Here is an 18,124-nt window from a genome sequence, read left to right on the forward strand (position 1 = left end):
GCGTGGGCGCCCGGTCCGGCGAGCGGGCACCATGGAGGCATGCGCTCCTTCTTCCGCGTCCTGCTCGGCCTGGCACTGGTGTTCGCCGGCACCAGTCACCTCACGTTCGCGCGTCGGGAGTTCACCGCCCAGGTGCCCGACTTCGTGCCGCTCGACGAGGACACGACCGTGCTCGCGTCCGGGGTGGCGGAGATCACGCTCGGTTCGGCGCTCGTGCTCGCGCCGAAGCGGTCCCGTCGGCTGGTCGGCAACGTCGCCGCGCTGTTCTTCACGGTGATCTTCCCCGGCAACCTGTCGCAGTGGGTCAACCGTCGCGACGCGTTCGGTCTGGACACCGACGAGAAGCGCTTCGGCCGCCTGTTCGGCCAGCCGCTCCTCATCGCGCTCGCCCTCTGGTCGACGCGCGGCCGGCGTCCCTGATGGCCGGGTCGCCGGAGCGGACGGGGCCGTCGGCTGCGGCCGGCCCGGACCCGCTCGCGTCCGCTCCGGCGCGGTTCGGCCGGGAGGCCCGCCACCCCTTGGCCGGTCGTCGTCGCGTGGCCGACCTGGTCGCCTCCACGGCGCTGCTCGTCGTGCTCACGGTCGAGGCGCTGGCGGCGGGCTGGGGCATCAAGCTCCTGTCGCTGGCGTTCGTGTCGTGTGCGGCACCCGGGAACTCCTGCAACGCGGCGCTCGGTGACTCGGTCGTCGTCGCCGGTCCGATCCTGGTCGCGGTGCTGTTCGTGGCGACGCTCGTCGTGAGCGTGCTGCGGCTCGTCCGACGCCGGCTGACGTGGCCGGCGGTGCTCGTCGGCATGGCGGCCGTCGTGGTGGTGTTCTTCGCGGCGATGCTCCTCGTCGACAGCTCGGTGTCGCGCGGCATCTGACCCGGCTCTCCTCCACAGGCAGCGCGGGTGCAGTGATCCGTCCACAGGAGTCCGGTCGGAGCTCATCGGCGGCGGTGGTCCGGCCACGCTGGGGGCATGCCTGACACCGACATGCTCGACCGTCTCATCCGAGAACCCGTCCGCACCGACGACGACGTCGTCCGACTCGTCACCGCCGTCATCGAGCGGGCCATCCGACCCCAGTGCTGGGTGCTCTTCCTCGACGACCGCGGGATGCCGATCCCGTTCCTGCTGCCGATCGCCGACCTGCCGGTCGAACCGGACGAGCACGTCGAGGACTTCGCGGCCCTGATCGCAGACGTCGTCACGCAGCTCGGTGCCGCCGACGTCGTGCTGGCGTGGGAACGCCCCGACGCCGACCGGCTCACACCGGCCGACTGGGGGTGGATCGACGCGTGCGCGTGTGCCCTCGACGAGCAGTCCGTCCGGCTCCGCGCCCAGGTCGTCGTGCACACCGGGGGCACGGCGGTGATCGAGTTCGACGAGGGTGCGCGTGCGCTGGCCTCGTGACCGCTCAGCCCTGCGGGGCGGTGTCCGGCACGGTCGCGCCCGTGAGTTCCTCGACGATCGCCTTCGCCTCGGGCCACGACTTCGCGTAGTGGTCGGGATCCGAGTTGACCTGCACCGCGTGCGCCATCTGCGTCGGGGTCATCGTCTTCCAGCCCGGGATCTTCACGAGCTTCGCGTAGAACATCGACGCCGCCGTGTACGGGTCCATCCGCTGTTCGTACGTGCCCCACGCACCGTTGTCGCGCTGCTGGAACAGGCCGCGGCTGTCCGGGCCGGCGGCGTCGCCGTGGTCCAGGTTCACCAGGCTCGACTCGCCGATCGCGGTCATCACCCCGACGGCCTGGGTGTGCGGCCCGATGCCCAGTGCCTGCGCCGCCCGGATGACGTGCGCGGCGTTCACCAGGCGGTCCTGGCAGAAGCCGCCGACGGGTCCGGCGGGCACGACCATGCCGCCCACGGTCTTCGCGGCGACGGCCGGGCACGCGGGCGTCGGGGTGGCGGCGCTCGACTTCGCGATGCCGGCGATCGAGTTGACCGCGATCACCACGAGGACGACCACGCCGATGCCGACCGCCACGATCCCGGCGCCGAACACCGAGGCGAGGGTGATGCCGACACGGCGCATGGCGGGACCTCTCGACGGGCTGGGCGGGTGCTGGACGGGCGGAGCAGGAAGAGCAGCACGAGCGTACGGGCACCTCCTGGGAACCGTGCGGCGGCCCGCCGTGGTCGCGGGGCGGGCGCCAGGGTGCGCCGGCGGTTGCTCGCCGCAGGGAGGGCAGATCCCCGACGACGAGTGACGGTCCTGGTGCACGAAGCGGGGGCTTCGCGAACCAGGACCGTCACGGGTCAGACGAGCGCGGCGATCAGACGGCGCGGCGCTCGTCGAACGCGGCGATCAGCAGACGAGTCGGCCGTCGAGCGCGGGGATCAGCCGTCGCGTCGGTCGTCGCGGCGACGGCGACGCAGGCGCCAGCCCCCGGCAGACAGCGACAGCACGGCGATCACCGCGATGACCACGGTCCAGATGACACTCGTCGCGTCCATCAGCCGTCGCGGCGGTCGTGCGGCGGCCGCTGCACCTTGGTCGGCTCGGTGACGAGGCCGGTCGGTGCCTTCTCGGCCTGCTTGCGGCCGTGCGTGAACCACGTGACGACCCAGAGCAGCACGCCCAGGGCCAGCAGCGCGCCGGCGATCTGGTACTGCTGCGGGTCACGTCCGGACGAGAACGGCAGCACCAGCCACAGGCACGTGATCACGCCGATCACGGGGATGATCACGCCGGCGCGGAAGTGCTTGTGGCCGACCCGGTCGCGCCGCAGCACCAGCACCGTGACGTTCACGACGGCGAACACGGTCAGCAGCAGCAGCGAGGTCGTGCCACCGAGCACGACGACGATGGGCGACTCCGGGTCGAGCGAGACCCAGCCGATCAGCGCGAGCGAGATGAGCGTGGTGAAGAAGATCGCGGTCGACGGGGTGCGGCGCGCGGGGGAGATGCGGGACAGGAAGCCCGGCAGCACGCCCTGCTTGCTCATGCCGTACAGCAGTCGCGACGCCATCATCATGTTGATCAGGGCGGTGTTGGCGACGGCGAACATCGAGATGAACGGCAGCAGGTCGGCGATGGGGAAGTCCGGGGCGGCGGTCTGCACGACCGTCACGAGCGGGGTCTCGTTGCCGGCGAGTTCGCCGATCGGCACGACGGCCACGGCGCAGATCGACACGAGCACGTAGATGACGGCCGTGATGCCGATGCCGGTGAGCATGACCTTGGGGAAGATGCGCGACGGGTCCTTCGTCTCCTCGGCCATGTTCACCGAGTCCTCGAACCCGACCATCGCGAAGAAGGCCAACGAGGTCGCCGTGCTGATCGACAGCAGCAGGGACTTGTCCTCCGGCGTCTCGAACATGACCACGCGGGAGAAGTCCGCGTTGCCGCCGGCGATCGCCCAGAAGCCGATCAGGATCACCATGACGAGACCGGACAGCTCGACCAGCGTCAGCACGACGTTCGTCTTGACGCTCTCGCTCACACCGCGGAAGTTGACGAGCATCACGGCGAGCATGAAGCCCATCGCGATGAGCATCACCACGCCGTTCGGCAGTTCGAGTCCGAAGCCCGCGCCGAGGTTGGCCGCGAACGCTCGCGACGCCGTGGACGCCGAGGTGATGCCCGAGCACATGACGATGAACGTGACGATGAAGGTGACGAAGTGGATGCCGAACGCCTTGTGCACGTACAGGGCGGCACCGGCGGTCTGCGGGTACTTCGTCACGAGCTCCAGGTACGAGAACGCCGTCAGCAGCGCCACCGCGAAGGCGATGAGGAAGGGGAGCCACGCTGCTCCGCCGACCTCCGCCGCCACCTGCCCGGTGAGCGCGTAGACGCCGGTCCCCAGGATGTCGCCGATGATGAACAGCAGCAGGAGCTTGGGACCGAGGACCCTGCGGAGCTCGGGGGTCTCCGACTTCGGGTGGTCCGACTTGGTTGTGGCCATGCGTCACCCTTTCGTGTGCGATGCCTTGCTGTCCAGTCCCACAGGGAGGTTTCTCGCGATCGCAACACGGTGGTCCGGTGACGGATACGCTCCGGGCCATGGACCAGCAGTCGAACACCACCGAGGAGCCCATCGAGTTCGCGGACTTCAACGCGAAGCTCCTGGTGCTCGACGTCCTCTGCTACGACCTGGACGTCCTCGACCCCTACGACCCCGATGCCGAGGACGAGAGCGACGAGGACCTCGACGTCGACGGCCAGGACGACCGTGCCCGCGAGTACTACGACGACCTCGAACTCCTGCCGTCGCACCTGTCGTTGGTGACCGAGCTCACCGTCGACTCCGACCTCGAGGTGCTGCAGGACGTGCACCCGGGCTGGGACGGCTCCGACGACCGTTTCGACCCGCAGAACTGGGACGATCTGCTCGACCTGCCGGAACTCCGCACGGTGTACGCAGCGGCGCCGCTGCCGGCGCACGTCGCGGAACGCCTGGCGGCCAAGGGCGTCGAGGTCCGCTCCGCCTGACCGCCGGCGGGGATCACCGGGACAGCGCGTGCAGCTGCTCGGTGAACTGTCTGGCCCCGCCCTGCGCGGGGTGCCGTACGGCCGTCGCGTCGATGCCGGCGAGGGCGAGCGCACCCTGCGCCTTCCGACCGACCGCGACGACCCGCACCCGATCGGCGCCGCCGAGGGCCTCCACGAGGGCGAGTGCGACCGGTGCGCCGGCCCGGACCTCGGCCGGTCGGGGCGTGCGGTTCGTCAGCCGGTCCGGGGCCACGAACGGGTGGTGCTGGAAGATCGCCCAGGCCACGGGCAGCGGGCCGGTCCACCCCTGCAGGGCAGCGTGCACGACCCGTGACGACGCCTCCCACGGTGCGGTCGGCTCCGGCGGGACGCGGTACTCCGGCCCGAGCTCCCGCATGCTCGTGAAGGGGATCCCGGTGTTCGTCATGCCGCGCCAGCCCGGGGCCTCGGCCACCAGCACGGTGTCCGCCGTCGGTGCGAGCCGCTCGAGGTACCGCGACAGGTTCGTGCGGCGCAGGCGCCCCTCGTCCGAGCGCACGTCGTACAGGGCCTCGGCGTCGGGCTCGACCGGCACGGCGTCGAGCGCCTCCCAGAACCGGACGAACCGGTCGCGCCCGTCCGGATCGCTCACGATCGACCGAGCACCCGGTGGTAGACGTCCTCGAGTCCGGCGGCGGACCGCTCCCAGCTCAGGCGCTCCGCGTGCTCCCGACCCGCAGCGGCCAGGGCAGCCGCGTACGGGCCGTCGGTCAGGATCCGCTCGATCTCCGCGGCCCACACCCCGGGATCACGCGACTCGAGCACGACGCCCGTCTCGCCGTCGACCACGGCCTCACGCAGCCCCCCGGCGGCGGCGGCCACGACGGGCACCCCGGAAGCGGACCCCTCGAGCGCGACGAGTCCGTACGTCTCGGAGTGCGACGGCACGAGCACGGCTGCCGCGCCACGGAACAGGAACGCCAGGTCGGCGCGCGACTGCGGTCCGATGAAGGTGACGCGGTCGGCGATGCCGTGCGCGGCGGCGAGCCGACGCAGCTCGTCCACGTAGTCGCCCGCCTCGCTCGAGGCGTCACCCGCGATGACCAACGTGGGGCGGGCCTCCAGGCTGATGCCGGCGATCGCCTCGATCGCCAGGTCCAGCCCCTTCAACGGCTGGACACGGGCCGCCGCGACCACGTAGGGGGTGGCGGCGCGGCGCGCGCCGGCCGCAGCCGGGCGGAAGACGGACCCGTCGACACCCGGCGGCACGATCCAGGTGCGAGCGGTGTCGCCGCCGAGCCGGGTGCGGACGGTCGACGCCTCGGCCTCGGACACCGCGACGACGGCGTCCGACTCCCGGGCGAGCCGTTCCTCGCCCGCGATGCGACCGGCCGACTCGGGGCGCTCGCCCTCGGACAGCGGCGTCGCGGGGTCGGCGGCGATCGAGTGGAAGGACTGCACGTGGGGGATGCCCCGCTCGCGGGCGACCGGCAGGGCGGCAGCACCGGAGAACCAGTGGTGGGAGTGCAGGACGTCGAACGGTCCGAGCTGTTCGAGTCCCTGCCGGAACGGCTCGATGAACGCGTCGTGCTCGCCCTTCGGCACCGGCTCGGCCGGCCCCGCGGACAGGAACCGCAGGCACACGCCCGGCACGAGCGACACGGAGTCGGGCTGCGTCGGAGCGGAACGGCGCGTGATGATGTCGACGTGGTGGCCCCGGTCGGCCAGGGCCTCGGCCTGGTGCCGGACGACGACGTTCATGCCGCCGACCTCGCCCGACCCCGGTTCGTCGCCGGGGGAGGTGTGCAGCGACACCAGCCCGATGTGCAGGGGTTCGGTCGTGGCGCTCACCGCTCAACCCTAGCCGCGTGGCCCCCGCTGCGACGGGCGCGCCGGCGCCACGATGACGGGCCGGCGGCCCGCCTCGTCCAGCGTGTCGGTCTGGAGGTCCCGATCGCCGCCCAGGATCTGCACTCGCCCGTCGCCGTGTCGCTCCCAGAACGCGGCGGTCCAGGCGCACAGCGCACCGTCGAGCAGGTCCTCGCGGTGCTTGTGCGTCGGGCCGTGCAGCACCGACGGGTCTGCCAGTGCGCGCGTCAGCGGGTGCGAGTCGAGCAGCATTGGTGGGTCGAGCGGCGTCCCGCGCAGCCGCCGGACCAGCTCGTCAAAGGCCTCGGCACGGCGGGCCCGGGCCTCGGCCGCGGGGATCTTCAGGTCGAGGCGCTTGTAGCGGGGACGTTCGACGTCGTAGCCGAGCTCCTCGACGCCGACCAGGGTCGTGTACGGGTAGCACTCGAACATCGCCGGACCGGTGCGCTCCCGCATCGCCTCGGTGCTCGACACGTACCCGAGGCCGTGCTCCGTGAGCGCGTCGAGCAGTCGGGCACCGGCGCTCGCCGCGGACGCCAGGTTCGTCGGGTTGGCGGCGACCTTCCACCGGCCGTAGCGCTGCCCGACCTGGCGTTCGGCCTCGCGGATGCCGGTCGGGTTCGTCACGACGAGCGAGGCGTCGACGGCGACCAGGGTGCGCGGGCCCAGGTGCCCCACGATCCAGTCGGTCACCTCGGCGACCCCGCGGGCCCAGCCGGCGTCGGTGATCGTGCCGTCGTGGTCCATCGCGACGAGCCCGGTCTCGTTCGGGGCGCGGGTGGGGGAGCCGAGGCCCCACGCCAGGTCGATGCCGAGGTACGCGGTGTCCACCCGCCCATCCTGCCGCCCCACAGGGCGGGCCTGGGGCCTGCCGCGGGGACGCGTGTACGGTCCGTCGCATGGCGAGTGAAGCGACGGTGCTGACCGTGCCCGGCCCCGACGGCGACCGCGAGGTCCGGATCAGCAGCCCCTCGCGGGTGCTCTGGCCCGAGGCGGGGATCACCAAGCGCGACCTGGCCGAGTACCTCATCACGGTGGGCGACGCCTTCGTCCGGGCGAACGGCGGCCGGCCGATCTCGCTGCAGCGGTTCCCCGGAGGGGTCGACGGCGAGCAGTTCTTCTCGAAGAACCCGCCGAAGGGCGCCCCCGACTACGTCCGCTCCGTCACCGTGACGTACCCGAGCGCCCGCTCCCACCCGCAGCTCGTGATCGACGAGCCGGCGGTGGCGGTGTGGGCAGCGCAGATGAACACCGTCGTGTTCCACCCGTGGGCGTCCCGTGCCGAGGACAGCGACCACCCGGACCAGCTCCGCATCGACCTCGATCCGCAGCCGGGCACGGACTTCTCGGACACGGTGCCGGTGGCGCAGGAACTCCGCAGGGTCCTCGACGAGGTCGGCCTGACCACGTGGATCAAGACGAGCGGCAACCGTGGCCTGCACGTGTTCGCGCCGATCCGTCCCGAGTACGAGTTCCTGGACGTGCGGCACGCGGTGATCGCCGCGGCGCGGGAACTCGAGCGTCGGATGCCCGACCGGGTGACGACCGCGTGGTGGAAGGAGGAGCGGGGGCAGCGGGTCTTCGTCGACTTCAACCAGGCGAACCGCGACCGGACGATGGCGGGTGCCTACAGTCCGCGAGCACTCGCGCACGCGTCGGTGTCGACACCGATCACCTGGGACGAACTGCCCACCGCCGACCCGATGTCGTTCACGGTGCGGACCGTGCCCGAGCGCCTGCAGACGGTCGGCGACCCGTGGCGGGACATGCACGCGGAACCGGCGAGCATCGCCCCGCTGTTGGCGTGGTGGGAGCGCGACCTGGCGAACGGCGCGGGTGAGCTCCCGTTCCCGCCCGACTTCCCGAAGATGCCGGGGGAGCCGCCGCGTGTGCAGCCGTCCCGGGCGAAGAAGTCGAGCTGAGCGTCAGGACGCGGTGCTGACGTCCCGCTGACGGTCCTGATCCTCGACGCGCGTGGTGTGCGTCGGGAGACCGATGCTCGCGGTGTGCAGGCGGGTCAGCCTCGACCACGTGCCGCGGTGGACGTCGGTGATGCCGTCAACGATCACGAGCCGAGCCCGATCGTGACGAGGGCGAGTGCCGTGGCGGTGACGCCGGCGATGGCGCTCACGATCGCGCTGAGCTGCAGGGCGCGCTGGCGCCGTGCCTCGCGGACCTCCGTGAAGGGAGTCCGCCGATCGTGGCGGACAAGCGTGCTGGTGCTCATGTCGATCCCCTCCGATCCCTGGCGTCCGGGTTGACGCCTGTGCTGCTGCGATCATCCTGGCATGACTTCGCTAGTTCGGCTAACTATGTTCCGTCGAGAGCGGCAATCGGACAGCCCTCCGCTGCCGGTCCCTCCCGTCAGGAGAGGACGTCGTGCAGGTCGTACGCCCTCGGCACCTCGAGCTGTTCGAAGCCGCACGACCCGGCGTCGCGGTCCGGCCGCCACCGCTCGAACTGCACCGTGTGCCGGAACCGGTCGCCCTCCATCTGGTCGTACCGCACCTCGAGCACCCGCTCCGGCGCCAGCCGGACGAAGGACGTGTCGCGACCCGACGAGAACCGGGACCGTTCACCGTCACCGGTGACGGGCCTCCCGTCCGCATCGCGGAGCACGACGGGGTCGAGCTCGTCGACCAACGCGGCCCGGCGCTTGTCCGAGAAGGCGGAGACGCCGCCGACCTGCCGGAGCTCGCCGTCCTCGTCGTAGAGCCCGACGAGCAGCGAGCCCACGCCGGAGCCGCTCTTGTGCACCCGGTACCCGATCGCCACGACGTCCGCGGTGCGGTGGTGCTTGACCTTGAGCATCGAGCGCTTGCCCGGTTCGTAGGGCCGCGCGCGGGGTTTCGCGACGACCCCGTCCAGGCCGGCGCCCTCGAAGGTGGTGAGCCACTCACGCGCGAGGTCGACGTCGAGCGTCGTCCGCGTGACGAAGAGCGGGTCCGTCATGTCGGCTCCGAGCTGTTCCAACCGCTCGCGCCGCTCGTCGAACGGCAGGTCGACGAGGTCCTGGCCGTCGACGGCGAGCAGGTCGAACGCGACGAACTGCGCCGGGGTCGCAACGCTGAGCTTCGCGATGCGCGAGGCCGCGGGGTGGATGCGCTGCGACAGGGCCTCCCAGTCGAGGCGTTCGGCACCCGGTGCGCCCGAGCGCAGGATGACCTCGCCGTCCAGCACCACGGGGTGGTCGCGTCCGCCGAACTGGGCGCGGAACGCCTCGACCAGCTCGGGGAAGTACCGGGTCAGCGGCTTCGCGCCGCGACTGCCGATCACGACGTCGTCGCCGTCGATGGTCACGATCCCGCGGAAGCCGTCCCACTTGGGTTCGTACCGCAGACCGCCCTTCGTGCTGTCCGGGTCGGGGACGGTGGCGACGGCCTTGGCGAGCATCGGTGCGATCTCCATGCTTCGTGTCTACTCGTAGGGCCCGTGCGGGATCGTGAGCAGGAGCCGTGCGATAGTGAGCAGGAATGGTCGGGTCCGCCGCCGGCACTCGACCATTGCTGCTCACGATCCCTGGGCGATCATCATTCCCGGCAGTCCGGCTCCATCTCCACCACGGTGTGGGTGTCGGCCGTGTACGAGTGGCCCTCAGCCTCGTAGTCGATGAAGATCGGCCCGGTCGTGCCCGACGTTCCCTTGTCGCGTGCCAGGTGGATCACGAGGTCGAAGTGTTCGCCGGCGGGAACGGTTCGACCGATCGCCGACTTCGGTGCGCCCCATTCCTCGGCCAACGGCCACGACACCGACCCGGTCCTGTCGTACGGCGAGACCGGGACCAACAGGACCTCGTGGGCCGTCACGCCCGTCTGCTTCGGCGTCCTGACTCCGGTGACCACGATGGGTGGGCCGTGTTCCCTGTCGATGGGGATGCCGATGGAGCCGTCGAGTCGGGCGCTCTGGCACCACACGGTGCCGCTGTCCGTGTACCGGAGCGGTCCGTTCGTCGAGGGCGCGCACGCGGTGATGCCGATTGCGCAGGCGGCAGCGAGAGCCAGTACCATCGCGCGTCTCACTTGGTCACCGCTCGGACGGGCGTGCCTCCCCAGTAGCCGTTCGTGCCGCAGATGCGCTTCGTCGACGAAGAGTTGTTCGTGTAGGACATGGAAGCCGACGACGACCACCCCGTCTTCGCAGTCAGGTTCACTCCGAGCGGGCCACTGAAGTTCACGGCGTTGCTCCAGGTGTTCGACGTCGTGGTCTTCCGCGTGACCGTGTCTCGTCGGCTCAACGGCGTGCAGTACCTCGCCGAGGGGACGGGAGCCTTCTTGACGTGCGATCCTCCGGCGTAGCCGTTCGCCTTCACGACGTGGTTGTACACGTTGTTCTTCGAGCTCCCGAGGGGGCGGCACCACTGTGCGTACTGCCCGTACGTGAAGTACGTCGAGTAGGCGTTGCCGCCCGTCCGAGACCCGAAGCTCACGCCGGCGGTCGACGAGCGGCTCGTGGAACCCGCCTTCGACCAGGTCCCGCTTCTTCCGCTGGCCGAGTACGCCACCCCGAGGCTGGAGGAGGCGCCGGCCTTGTACGTGAACTTCCCGGTCGTCGACCTCGCCGTCGCGTAGGTCGCGCCGACGATTACGCGTCGGGTACCGAGGTTCTTGGTCTTCGTCTCGCCGCAGATCTGGGTCATCGGCGTCGCGCCCGAGGAGCCGGTCGCGGCGACCGTTCGGTCGTCGCCCACGCCGGCGTCAGGAGCGGACCCGACATTGGTGGTCGAGGTGATGCGCAACGGTTCTGCCGGGTCCGCAGATCGCGCGGACGCCTGTTCCTCGTCGACAGCAGGGTCCGTCAGCAACACTCGGTCTTCGACGTGGGTGATCTTGCGACTGATCGAGTAGGGAGCCAGTTGCGCGCCGTCGACGGCGCGAATCTCGAGGTCGACAACGGCGGACTCGTCGGCCAACGCTTCGACCGACGCGAGGTCGTGGATCGTCACGGCGAAGGCGCCACCCGCTCCGACACGAGAGGTCCCGACGCGAACGGACTCCATGGACTCGCCGACCGCCGAGTCGCCACGGTCCCGAGTAGTTGCGAACAGTGCGACGGGCGCCCCGGCCGAGAACGGCGATCCGTCTGACCGGGTCGCAATGCCACTGAGTGTCGGGCCGTCGGGAGTCGCTGCTGCGGCGGCGAGCGGCGTGATCGTGAGCGATGTCGCTGCGAAGCCGAGACTCGCCATCAGGATCGTGAACTTCTGCATGTTGTCCTCTCGTTCGTGGTCGTCGGTGCCCACAAATGGAACGTACTGGAATACACGTTCTAAAACAACACATATGAAGTGCCGTTCCGATTCCCGAAAGGCGGTCGGTAGGGTGAGCAGCGTGACGACCGTGCCCCCACCGGCGACGCCGGCACCGGAACCGATCAGCCCCGTGCAGGCCGCAGCGCTCCGCGACGGTGTGCTGCCGCCCGTCGAGCAGGTCCGGCCGGGCATCTGGACCTTCGCGGTCCCGTTCCGCTCCGGCGTCCCGGACGCCACCCTGGTCTACGTGGTCGCGGGCTCCGACGGGTCACTCGCCGTGATCGACCCCGGGTGGACGGCCGACGGAGGACTGCGCGAACTGCGGGACGGGCTCGGCGCGATCGGCCGCTCCCTGGACGAGGTTTCGCTCGTGGCCGTGACGCACCTGCACGCCGACCACCTCGGCGCCGCGGCAGCGATCCGCCGTGCCACGGGCGCCCGCGTCGCGATGCACGGTCTCGAGGTCGCCGCCCTCGAGCACGAACGCGCCGACGCGGAGCGCACCGATTCGGACATCGCGACGTGGGGCGTCCCCGAGCACCTGCTCGCGGGCGTGGTCGAGGCCTGGGGGAGCGGCCGACGGGTCGGGATGGGCCGGATCGAGGCGCCGTACGCCGACCTGCTCCTGGCGGACGGCGACCTGCTGCCGATCCCGGGCCGGACGATCCGCACGCTCTGGACCCCGGGCCACACCACCGGGCACGTGTGCTTCGTCGACGAGGCCGACGGGCTGCTCTTCACGGGCGACCACGTGCTGCCCCGGATCAACTCCGGCATCGGGCTCGGCGGTCGGTCCGACACGAACCCGCTCCGCGACCACCTGGCGTCGCTCGCACGGCTCGAACCGTACGCCGACCTGGAGGTCTGCCCGGGGCACGAGTACCGCTTCCGTGACGTCGTGTCGCGCGCTCGGACGCTCGCTCGGCACCGCGAGGAGCGATCACGGCACGTCGCCGCGGCGCTCGACGCGCTCGACCACCCGACGCTGTTCGACGTTGCGTCCCGCGTGCCGTTCAGCGGTGGGATCGAGTCGATGACCGGCTTCCTGCTGGCGAGTGCTCTGACGCAGACGGCCTTCCACGCCGACCTGCTCGGACGTGCCGACGAGGTCCGGCGCGTCTGACGGTCGCCGCCGGGGTCAGCCGAGGGTCGTGGCGAGCCGCTCGATCGTCGTCCGGGCGTCGGCGAACTCGGCTGCGGCGTGTCCGGCGAGCGGCGCGAGGTCGGGCAGGCGGTCGGCAAGCGTCGCACTGACGGTGACCGGGTAGAGCTTCATGCCGAGCGCGGTGCCGAGCACGATGTGCAGGACGGGGGAACCGTGGTCCCAGTCCTCGGTCGGGGTACCGGCGTCGTAGGTGCCACCACGACTGACGATGGTGACGACCGGCTTGCCCGCCAGGGGCTGCACGCCGCCGGTGAGGACACCCGGGATGTGGACGCGGTCGATCCACGCCTTGAGGGTCGAGGGCACCGTGTAGTTGTAGAGCGGGGCCCCCACGACCACGACGTCGGCGGACAGCAGCTCGTCGATGACCTGCTGGCGGAGCGCCTCGGCCTCCGGCGCGACGGACTCCTCGGGCGTGCGGTCGGCGGCGGCCCAGTGCAGCGCCGACGTCTCCAGGTGGGGGAGCTGGTCGACGTGCAGGTCCCGGCGCACCACCGTGTACTCCGGTCCGCGAGCGCGCCAGGCGTCGGCGAAGGCCGCGGTCAGCGCACGCGAGCGCGAGTGGGACAGGTCGGCCGAGGAGTCGATGTGCAGCAGCGAGGGCATGCGGGCCACGCTACCGGCGCGGACGCGGAACGGCCCCGCCGTCCCGGAGTGGGACGTCGGGGCCGTTCGGTGTGCAGGTGTCAGCGCTGGGTGCGGCGACGACGTGCGAAGCGGGCGCCGATGAGGCCGGCACCGGCGACGAGCAGGCCGAGTGCCCACGGCAGGGCGTCGGTGGTGTCCGAGCCGGTGTAGGCGAGCTGGCCGCCGGTGTTCACCGGAGCGACCGGGGCCGCTGCCGGCGCGGCCGGGACCGGCGCGACGACGGCCGCCGCGGTCGGCCGGACGTCCACGGCGAACGACGTGTCGAAGTCGCCGGCGGTGACGGTCAGGTTGTGGATCGAGGCGTGCGGGAAGGTCACGTTGACGAAGCCGAAGTCACCGATCTCGGGGTCGATGGCGATGACGTCCGAGGCGACGTCGGAGGTGACGGTGGGCTGGATCGACTCGTCGTCCTCGCCCAGGATCTGGTTGCCGTAGCGGTCGACGAGGAAGCCGGTCACGACGAGCGTCCCGCCCTGCGCGATGGTCGGCCGACCACCCTCGACCTCGCTGCCGACGATCGTGCCGTCGCCGTCACTCGTCTCGGTCACCGTGTAGAGCTTGCCGTCCGGGTCGATCACCCAGGTGGTACGCGGGCTGGTGTCCTCGTCGTCGAAGTCGAACAGGCCGGCGCGGTCGGTCGTGTAGACGAAGAGGCCCAGGGGCGCCGCGGCCTCGACGGTCAGCCAGACGTACTGCGTGGTCGTCTCGGTGCCGCTCGTCGCGGTGATCGCGAAGGTCCAGTCCATGGCGTCGGTGGCGACGCCGCTGAGCTCGCCGGTCGACGCGTCGAAGGCCAGGCCGTCGGGGAGCTGGTCCGCCGGCGTCATCCCGTCCTCGGGGAACTCCTCGGCGTACTCGGCGTCCTCCTCGGAGAACCACTCGATGCTGTAGGTCGGCTCCGGGGAACCCTGCGCGCGGAAGGTGTGCGTGAAGGCCTCGCCCGCGCCGGTGGAGAGCATGAGCGGGTCGTCCTGCGTCGCGCCGACCTTCGTGGGCTGGCCGTCCTCGCCGAGGAACGCCGGGGTCTGCGTGACGGCCGCGGTGGCCGGCGAGGTGATGGTGCTGGTCTCGGTCGCGCCGGGCAGCGTCCCCGTGACGGCGACGGTGATGGTCTTGCGCACGTCGGTGGCCGCGACGCGGTAGGTCGCGGTCTTCGACAGGACGGTGCCCGCCTGGTCGGTCCACGTGTACTTGTAGCCCTGCTCGTCGTCGAAGCCGGTGACGACGGCGCTGAGGAGCGTGCCGACCTTCGCGGCGCCCTCGATGGTGACGGTGGCATCCGCGGCGGCCACGGCGACGTCCGGCTTCGCGGTCTCGGTCGGCTTCGGGGCCTCGGCAGCCGGCGCAGCGGGCTCCGGCGCGACGGGCTCGTCGGTGACCTCCGGTGCCGGGGTCTCCTCGACGGGAGCCGGGGTCTCGGGCGTGGTCTCGGCGGGCGGGTCGGTCGGCGTCGGCGTCACGTCGCCGTCGGCCGGCATCGGCGTCTCGACTGCCGTGACCGGCTGCGTCGTGTCGACCGGCTCGGCGTTGGCGGCGGTCGCCGTCATGATGCCGAGGCCGGTGGTCAGGCCGACGAGTGCGACGGTCGTGCCGACGGCGCACGCGCGACGGACGGTGGAGGTGCTGCGGTGCACGGGTTCCCCCCAGGGGTTCGGGTCCGGTCGGGTACCGGATCTTGTGAATCTGCCGAGAATGTCGGCGTTCTCGGATCGTAGCGGTGCCGGGTGGCCGCCCAGGGCTGGTTGGCCGGTTTGTGACCAGAGCTGGGGGTGCGTGCGGGAAGCCGCAGGATCGATCGTCTCGCTGCGGGTCGCGCACGGACGGACGGGAGGCGCGGGGCGGGCCCGCCCCGTGCCTCCCGTCCGTCGGTGGTCGCGTCTCAGGCGCGACGGCGCAGGCGGTGGACCAGCAGACCGACCCCGGCGGCGAGCAGGGCGAGGGCCCACGCGAGCGGGCCGGAGGTGTCCGCGCCGGTGTACGCGAGGTGTCCGCCGTCGGCCGTCGGGGTGGTGTCACCGACGGTCGCGATCGAGGGTCGCACGTCCACGTCGAACGTGGTCGCGACCTCGCCGAGGGCGACCGTGATGGTGTGCGGCGATGCGTGGGGGAACCCGACGCGGGGTTCCCAGTCCCCGTGGGGCAGGGTGACCTCGTCGCTGGCGACGCTGCTCGTGACGACGGGCTGCGCGCCGTCCGACTCCCGCGTGCTGTTCCCGAACGCGTCGAGGGCCCTCACCCGGACGACCATCGTCGACCCCTGGGCCACCGGGACGGCGTCGACCGGGATCGACTCCGAGCTCTCCGCGAAGACCTCGCGCAGGCCGTCGGCGTCGCGGAGCCACGCCTTCGGGGAGCCGATGGTCCCGACGAGGAGGCTGAGCTCCTCGGTGGCCGCCGGCCGGATGGACAGGTGGACGTACTGCGTGGCCGCGCGTGAGCCGTTCATCGCCATGACCTGGAAGTCGTACTCGCCGGCCACGGTCGGGGCGCCGCTCAGGACCCCGCTCGTGTCACCGACCTCGAGGCCGAGCGGAGCGGTCGGGTACTGGTTGTCCGGGACGGGGAACGCCGTCGGGCCGGTCAGCAGGACGTAGTGCAGCTCCTTCGACGACCCCGTCGCGGTGAAGGTGCGCTCGATCTCCTCGCCCGCTGTCGTCTCGATCCGGATCGGGGACTCCGGCGTCGAGGGCTCGGTGAACGTGATGGTGTCCGGCGCGGCGGGTTCGTCGGTGTCCTCGGCGCCGACCACGACCTCGAACGACGTGGACACGCCCCCTTCTGAGACCGTCAGGGTCCGGGTGCCGGGCCCGCCGAAGGTCACGGTGTTCGAGGAGTCCCCGTCGTTCCACACCGCCGCGTCGGCGTCGTCCGTGCTCGTGACCGTCGAGCGGGGGTACTCCGGACCCGGCGTGGTCCGGTTGCCCCACTCGTCGACTGCGAGTCCGGCGAGCTTCAGCGGGGTGTCCTCGGCGACGGGGACGCTCGGCACGATGCGGACGCGACCCTGACCGGCGGCCTGCTCCCAGATCGTGCCGTCGGTCTCGACCTGCCACATGCCCTCGTAGTACGGCGTGGCGACAGCGAAGGTCACGCCCACGGGGTCACCGGGGGCGACCGTCAACGCGACGTACTGCGTGACTTCGGTCGAGCCGCTCCGGGCGACGACCTGGAACCGGAAGGTGCCGGCCTCCTTCGGGTCGCCGCGCAGGACGCCGCTGTCGACGTCGACCCGATAGTCGGAGGACGGGGCGTCCTGGATGGCGTAGTCGACGGTGCCGTCGCCGCCGGTCGTCCGGAACGCGTGCGTGAAGGGCGTACCGCTGGTGGCCGTGAGCTCGATCGGGTCCTCCGCGGTCGAGGACTCCGTGAAGGCGAGGTCGCTGCCGTCCTCAGCCCCGGCGGTCGGGTCGTCCGCGGGTGCCGCGGGTTCCGTGGGCGCGACGGGTGCCGCGGGCTCCGCGGGCGCGGTGGGCTCTGGAGTCGCCGTCTCGGGGACGGGGGTCGGCGTCGGGTCGGCGGCCGGGCCTCCCGACTGCTCGTCGCTGTCGACCGTCGTGACGGGCATGGCGGGCGCAGCCGACGCACCGGGTGTCGCCGAACTCGTGGCCGCCGTGGGCTCGGCGGCCACGGCGGTCGTGGCGCCGATGCCGAAGGCCGACGACGCGGCGACGACGGCGACGGCGGCGCCGATCGCGGCGACCCGTCGCGTGGTGGAGGTGCAGGGCTGGTTCATGGGATCCCCCTCGGATGCCGGTCGGGGCACCGGGAGGCGCCCTCATCCAGGAGGTGTCGGCGGCGCCGCGATCCTGACGCTCGCCCAGGTCTCGATCCGGTCACGGCGTCGACACCACCGCCACCGCGACGGGGGTGCGGGGGATCAGTCGCCGACGGCTGCCGCCGCCCGTTCGAGCGCATCGCGGAGCGCCCGGACGGCCGGTGACGACGAACCGGCGGCACGGACCACCGTGAAGATCGTCCGGCGGGGGCGCTCCGGCAGGTCCAGCAGCCGGCAGGTCGTCGTCCGACCGGTCCACATCAGGTCCGGCATGAGGCTGACGGCGTTGCCCGACTCGACCAGGCGGATCTGCGTCTGCAGGTCGGCGGTCTCGTACCGCACGTCCGGCTCGAAGCCCCAGCGGCGGCACACCTGCTCGGCGAAGTGGCGCGACGCCGTGCCCCGCGGCTCCATGACCCACGGCATCGCTGCTGCATCGTCGAGCGAGGACACCGGCAGCAGCGCGGTCTCGAGCGGTGGCAGGGCCAAGCGGACGGCGTCGGTCGTCAGGTCGGAGCGGTCGAGCCCGGACAGGTGCGGTGCGGCGTGCGCGGGGTACTGCTCGGCGATGACCATGTCGAAGTCTCGCGCCCACGTCTCGTTGAGCGCGGTCTCCGGCTCACGCTGCACCATCTCGATCCGCACGTCCGGGTGCTGCGTCGCCATCTCGTGCAGGGCGCTCGGCATGAGGGCGAGCGCCGCGGACTGGAACACCGCGACCCGCACCCGACCCTGCACCGACGGCAGGGTCTCGGCCACCTGCGACTGCGCGTGCTCCAGCACGTCGAGCACCTGACCGGCGGCGGCGACCAGCACCTCGGCCTGCGGGGTGAGCTGCAGCCGCCGGCCAGCCCGCCGCAGGAGCTGCACGCCCGCCTCCCGCTCGAGGGCGCTCAGCTGCTGCGACACGGCCGACGGGGTGAAGTTCATCGCCTCGGCGACGGCGGCGATCGTGCCGCGGATGGACAGCTCGCGCAGGAGCACGAGGCGGCGGACGTCGAGCATGCTCCGACGC

Annotated in this window: 20 protein-coding genes; 6 read left to right on the forward strand and 14 right to left on the reverse strand. The window is 71.8% G+C overall.

Going from position 1 to position 18,124, the window contains the following annotated elements:
* Positions 1 to 39 precede the first annotated feature (39 nt).
* The 3 genes from LEL83_RS10050 to LEL83_RS10060 all read left to right on the forward strand — a co-directional run bounded on the left by LEL83_RS10050 (position 40) and on the right by LEL83_RS10060 (position 1,397).
* A complete protein-coding gene (locus LEL83_RS10050; protein ID WP_225558700.1) occupies positions 40 to 420 on the forward strand; it encodes a DoxX family protein in 381 nt (126 codons plus the stop codon).
* Positions 420 to 866: a DUF6264 family protein gene (locus LEL83_RS10055; RefSeq protein WP_263867412.1), complete on the forward strand. Its 447-nt coding sequence runs from the start codon at positions 420 to 422 to the stop codon at positions 864 to 866. Before LEL83_RS10050 ends, LEL83_RS10055 begins: the two co-directional genes overlap by 1 nt.
* 96 nt (positions 867 to 962) lie before the next feature.
* Complete coding sequence (locus LEL83_RS10060; protein WP_225558701.1) at positions 963 to 1,397, forward strand: hypothetical protein; 435 nt, start codon at positions 963 to 965, stop codon at positions 1,395 to 1,397.
* 4 nt (positions 1,398 to 1,401) lie between these two features.
* On the opposite strand, the gene LEL83_RS10065 is transcribed toward LEL83_RS10060, so the two are convergent.
* From LEL83_RS10065 to LEL83_RS10075, 3 genes are all read right to left on the reverse strand, one after another.
* Entirely contained in the window at positions 1,402 to 2,022 is a 621-nt protein-coding gene (locus LEL83_RS10065) for a hypothetical protein (RefSeq protein ID WP_225558702.1), read from the reverse strand.
* A gap of 305 nt (positions 2,023 to 2,327) precedes the next feature.
* Entirely contained in the window at positions 2,328 to 2,444 is a 117-nt protein-coding gene (locus LEL83_RS10070; RefSeq protein ID WP_225558703.1) for an LPXTG cell wall anchor domain-containing protein, read from the reverse strand.
* Positions 2,444 to 3,898 (reverse strand): APC family permease, encoded by a 1,455-nt coding sequence (locus LEL83_RS10075; protein ID WP_198658221.1) that lies wholly within the window; start codon positions 3,896 to 3,898, stop codon positions 2,444 to 2,446. Before LEL83_RS10075 ends, LEL83_RS10070 begins: the two co-directional genes overlap by 1 nt.
* A gap of 98 nt (positions 3,899 to 3,996) precedes the next feature.
* On the opposite strand from LEL83_RS10075, the gene LEL83_RS10080 reads away from it, so the two are divergent.
* Positions 3,997 to 4,425 carry a DUF6892 domain-containing protein gene (locus LEL83_RS10080; RefSeq protein WP_198658222.1) on the forward strand — a complete coding sequence of 143 codons (429 nt, stop codon included), beginning with the start codon at positions 3,997 to 3,999 and terminating at the stop codon, positions 4,423 to 4,425.
* Between the two features lie 13 nt (positions 4,426 to 4,438).
* Here the strand turns inward: LEL83_RS10080 and LEL83_RS10085 are convergent, their stop codons facing one another.
* Genes LEL83_RS10085 through LEL83_RS10095 form a run of 3 tightly spaced genes read right to left on the reverse strand, consistent with a single transcriptional unit; the run spans position 4,439 to position 7,104 of the window.
* A complete protein-coding gene (locus LEL83_RS10085; protein WP_225558704.1) occupies positions 4,439 to 5,056 on the reverse strand; it encodes a uracil-DNA glycosylase in 618 nt (205 codons plus the stop codon).
* Entirely contained in the window at positions 5,053 to 6,255 is a 1,203-nt protein-coding gene (locus tag LEL83_RS10090) for a glycosyltransferase (protein ID WP_225558705.1), read from the reverse strand. The genes LEL83_RS10085 and LEL83_RS10090 overlap by 4 nt, the downstream gene beginning before the upstream one ends.
* Before the next feature lie 9 nt (positions 6,256 to 6,264).
* Positions 6,265 to 7,104, reverse strand: coding sequence for a DUF429 domain-containing protein (locus LEL83_RS10095; RefSeq protein WP_225558706.1), 840 nt, complete (start codon positions 7,102 to 7,104; stop codon positions 6,265 to 6,267).
* A gap of 68 nt (positions 7,105 to 7,172) precedes the next feature.
* Here LEL83_RS10095 and ligD point away from each other — a divergent pair, with 68 nt between their 5' ends.
* Positions 7,173 to 8,195: a non-homologous end-joining DNA ligase gene (ligD, locus tag LEL83_RS10100; protein ID WP_225558707.1), complete on the forward strand. Its 1,023-nt coding sequence runs from the start codon at positions 7,173 to 7,175 to the stop codon at positions 8,193 to 8,195.
* Positions 8,196 to 8,338: 143 nt separating this feature from the next.
* Here the strand turns inward: ligD and LEL83_RS10105 are convergent, their stop codons facing one another.
* The 4 genes from LEL83_RS10105 to LEL83_RS10120 all read right to left on the reverse strand — a co-directional run bounded on the left by LEL83_RS10105 (position 8,339) and on the right by LEL83_RS10120 (position 11,512).
* On the reverse strand, positions 8,339 to 8,500 hold the full coding sequence (locus tag LEL83_RS10105; protein WP_198658228.1) for a hypothetical protein: 162 nt from the start codon (positions 8,498 to 8,500) through the stop codon (positions 8,339 to 8,341).
* Positions 8,501 to 8,637: 137 nt separating this feature from the next.
* Complete coding sequence (locus LEL83_RS10110) at positions 8,638 to 9,681, reverse strand: ATP-dependent DNA ligase (protein WP_225558708.1); 1,044 nt, start codon at positions 9,679 to 9,681, stop codon at positions 8,638 to 8,640.
* A gap of 122 nt (positions 9,682 to 9,803) precedes the next feature.
* The gene (locus LEL83_RS10115) at positions 9,804 to 10,079 is read right to left on the reverse strand and encodes a hypothetical protein (RefSeq protein ID WP_225558709.1); all 276 of its coding nucleotides are present in this window, start codon (positions 10,077 to 10,079) and stop codon (positions 9,804 to 9,806) included.
* A 209-nt stretch (positions 10,080 to 10,288) separates the two neighbouring features.
* On the reverse strand, positions 10,289 to 11,512 hold the full coding sequence (locus tag LEL83_RS10120) for a hypothetical protein (RefSeq protein ID WP_225558710.1): 1,224 nt from the start codon (positions 11,510 to 11,512) through the stop codon (positions 10,289 to 10,291).
* A gap of 88 nt (positions 11,513 to 11,600) precedes the next feature.
* Here LEL83_RS10120 and LEL83_RS10125 point away from each other — a divergent pair, with 88 nt between their 5' ends.
* Positions 11,601 to 12,644, forward strand: a complete 1,044-nt coding sequence (locus LEL83_RS10125) for an MBL fold metallo-hydrolase (protein WP_225558711.1) — start codon at positions 11,601 to 11,603, stop codon at positions 12,642 to 12,644.
* A 15-nt stretch (positions 12,645 to 12,659) separates the two neighbouring features.
* On the opposite strand, the gene LEL83_RS10130 is transcribed toward LEL83_RS10125, so the two are convergent.
* From LEL83_RS10130 to LEL83_RS10145, 4 genes are all read right to left on the reverse strand, one after another.
* The gene (locus tag LEL83_RS10130; protein WP_225558712.1) at positions 12,660 to 13,292 is read right to left on the reverse strand and encodes an FMN-dependent NADH-azoreductase; all 633 of its coding nucleotides are present in this window, start codon (positions 13,290 to 13,292) and stop codon (positions 12,660 to 12,662) included.
* A gap of 80 nt (positions 13,293 to 13,372) precedes the next feature.
* Positions 13,373 to 14,968, reverse strand: coding sequence for a putative Ig domain-containing protein (locus tag LEL83_RS16240; RefSeq protein WP_225558713.1), 1,596 nt, complete (start codon positions 14,966 to 14,968; stop codon positions 13,373 to 13,375).
* A gap of 245 nt (positions 14,969 to 15,213) precedes the next feature.
* Positions 15,214 to 17,067: a hypothetical protein gene (locus LEL83_RS10140; RefSeq protein ID WP_225558714.1), complete on the reverse strand. Its 1,854-nt coding sequence runs from the start codon at positions 17,065 to 17,067 to the stop codon at positions 15,214 to 15,216.
* Positions 17,068 to 17,211: 144 nt separating this feature from the next.
* Positions 17,212 to 18,114 carry a LysR substrate-binding domain-containing protein gene (locus tag LEL83_RS10145; protein WP_198658234.1) on the reverse strand — a complete coding sequence of 301 codons (903 nt, stop codon included), beginning with the start codon at positions 18,112 to 18,114 and terminating at the stop codon, positions 17,212 to 17,214.
* Positions 18,115 to 18,124: the final 10 nt, after the last annotated feature.

The organism is Curtobacterium oceanosedimentum (genome assembly GCF_020297365.1).
GTDB lineage: Bacteria > Actinomycetota > Actinomycetes > Actinomycetales > Microbacteriaceae > Curtobacterium.

Coding starts and splice junctions, on each gene's coding strand:
- LEL83_RS10050 (WP_225558700.1), top strand. CDS start 40: ATGCGCTCCTTCTTCCGCGTCCTGCTCGGCCTGGCACTGGTGTTCGCC.
- LEL83_RS10055 (WP_263867412.1), top strand. CDS start 420: ATGGCCGGGTCGCCGGAGCGGACGGGGCCGTCGGCTGCGGCCGGCCCG.
- LEL83_RS10060 (WP_225558701.1), top strand. CDS start 963: ATGCCTGACACCGACATGCTCGACCGTCTCATCCGAGAACCCGTCCGC.
- LEL83_RS10065 (WP_225558702.1), bottom strand. CDS start 2,022: ATGCGCCGTGTCGGCATCACCCTCGCCTCGGTGTTCGGCGCCGGGATC.
- LEL83_RS10070 (WP_225558703.1), bottom strand. CDS start 2,444: ATGGACGCGACGAGTGTCATCTGGACCGTGGTCATCGCGGTGATCGCC.
- LEL83_RS10075 (WP_198658221.1), bottom strand. CDS start 3,898: ATGGCCACAACCAAGTCGGACCACCCGAAGTCGGAGACCCCCGAGCTC.
- LEL83_RS10080 (WP_198658222.1), top strand. CDS start 3,997: ATGGACCAGCAGTCGAACACCACCGAGGAGCCCATCGAGTTCGCGGAC.
- ligD (WP_225558707.1), top strand. CDS start 7,173: ATGGCGAGTGAAGCGACGGTGCTGACCGTGCCCGGCCCCGACGGCGAC.
- LEL83_RS10105 (WP_198658228.1), bottom strand. CDS start 8,500: ATGAGCACCAGCACGCTTGTCCGCCACGATCGGCGGACTCCCTTCACG.
- LEL83_RS10110 (WP_225558708.1), bottom strand. CDS start 9,681: ATGGAGATCGCACCGATGCTCGCCAAGGCCGTCGCCACCGTCCCCGAC.
- LEL83_RS10130 (WP_225558712.1), bottom strand. CDS start 13,292: ATGCCCTCGCTGCTGCACATCGACTCCTCGGCCGACCTGTCCCACTCG.
- LEL83_RS10140 (WP_225558714.1), bottom strand. CDS start 17,067: ATGAACCAGCCCTGCACCTCCACCACGCGACGGGTCGCCGCGATCGGC.
- LEL83_RS10145 (WP_198658234.1), bottom strand. CDS start 18,114: ATGCTCGACGTCCGCCGCCTCGTGCTCCTGCGCGAGCTGTCCATCCGC.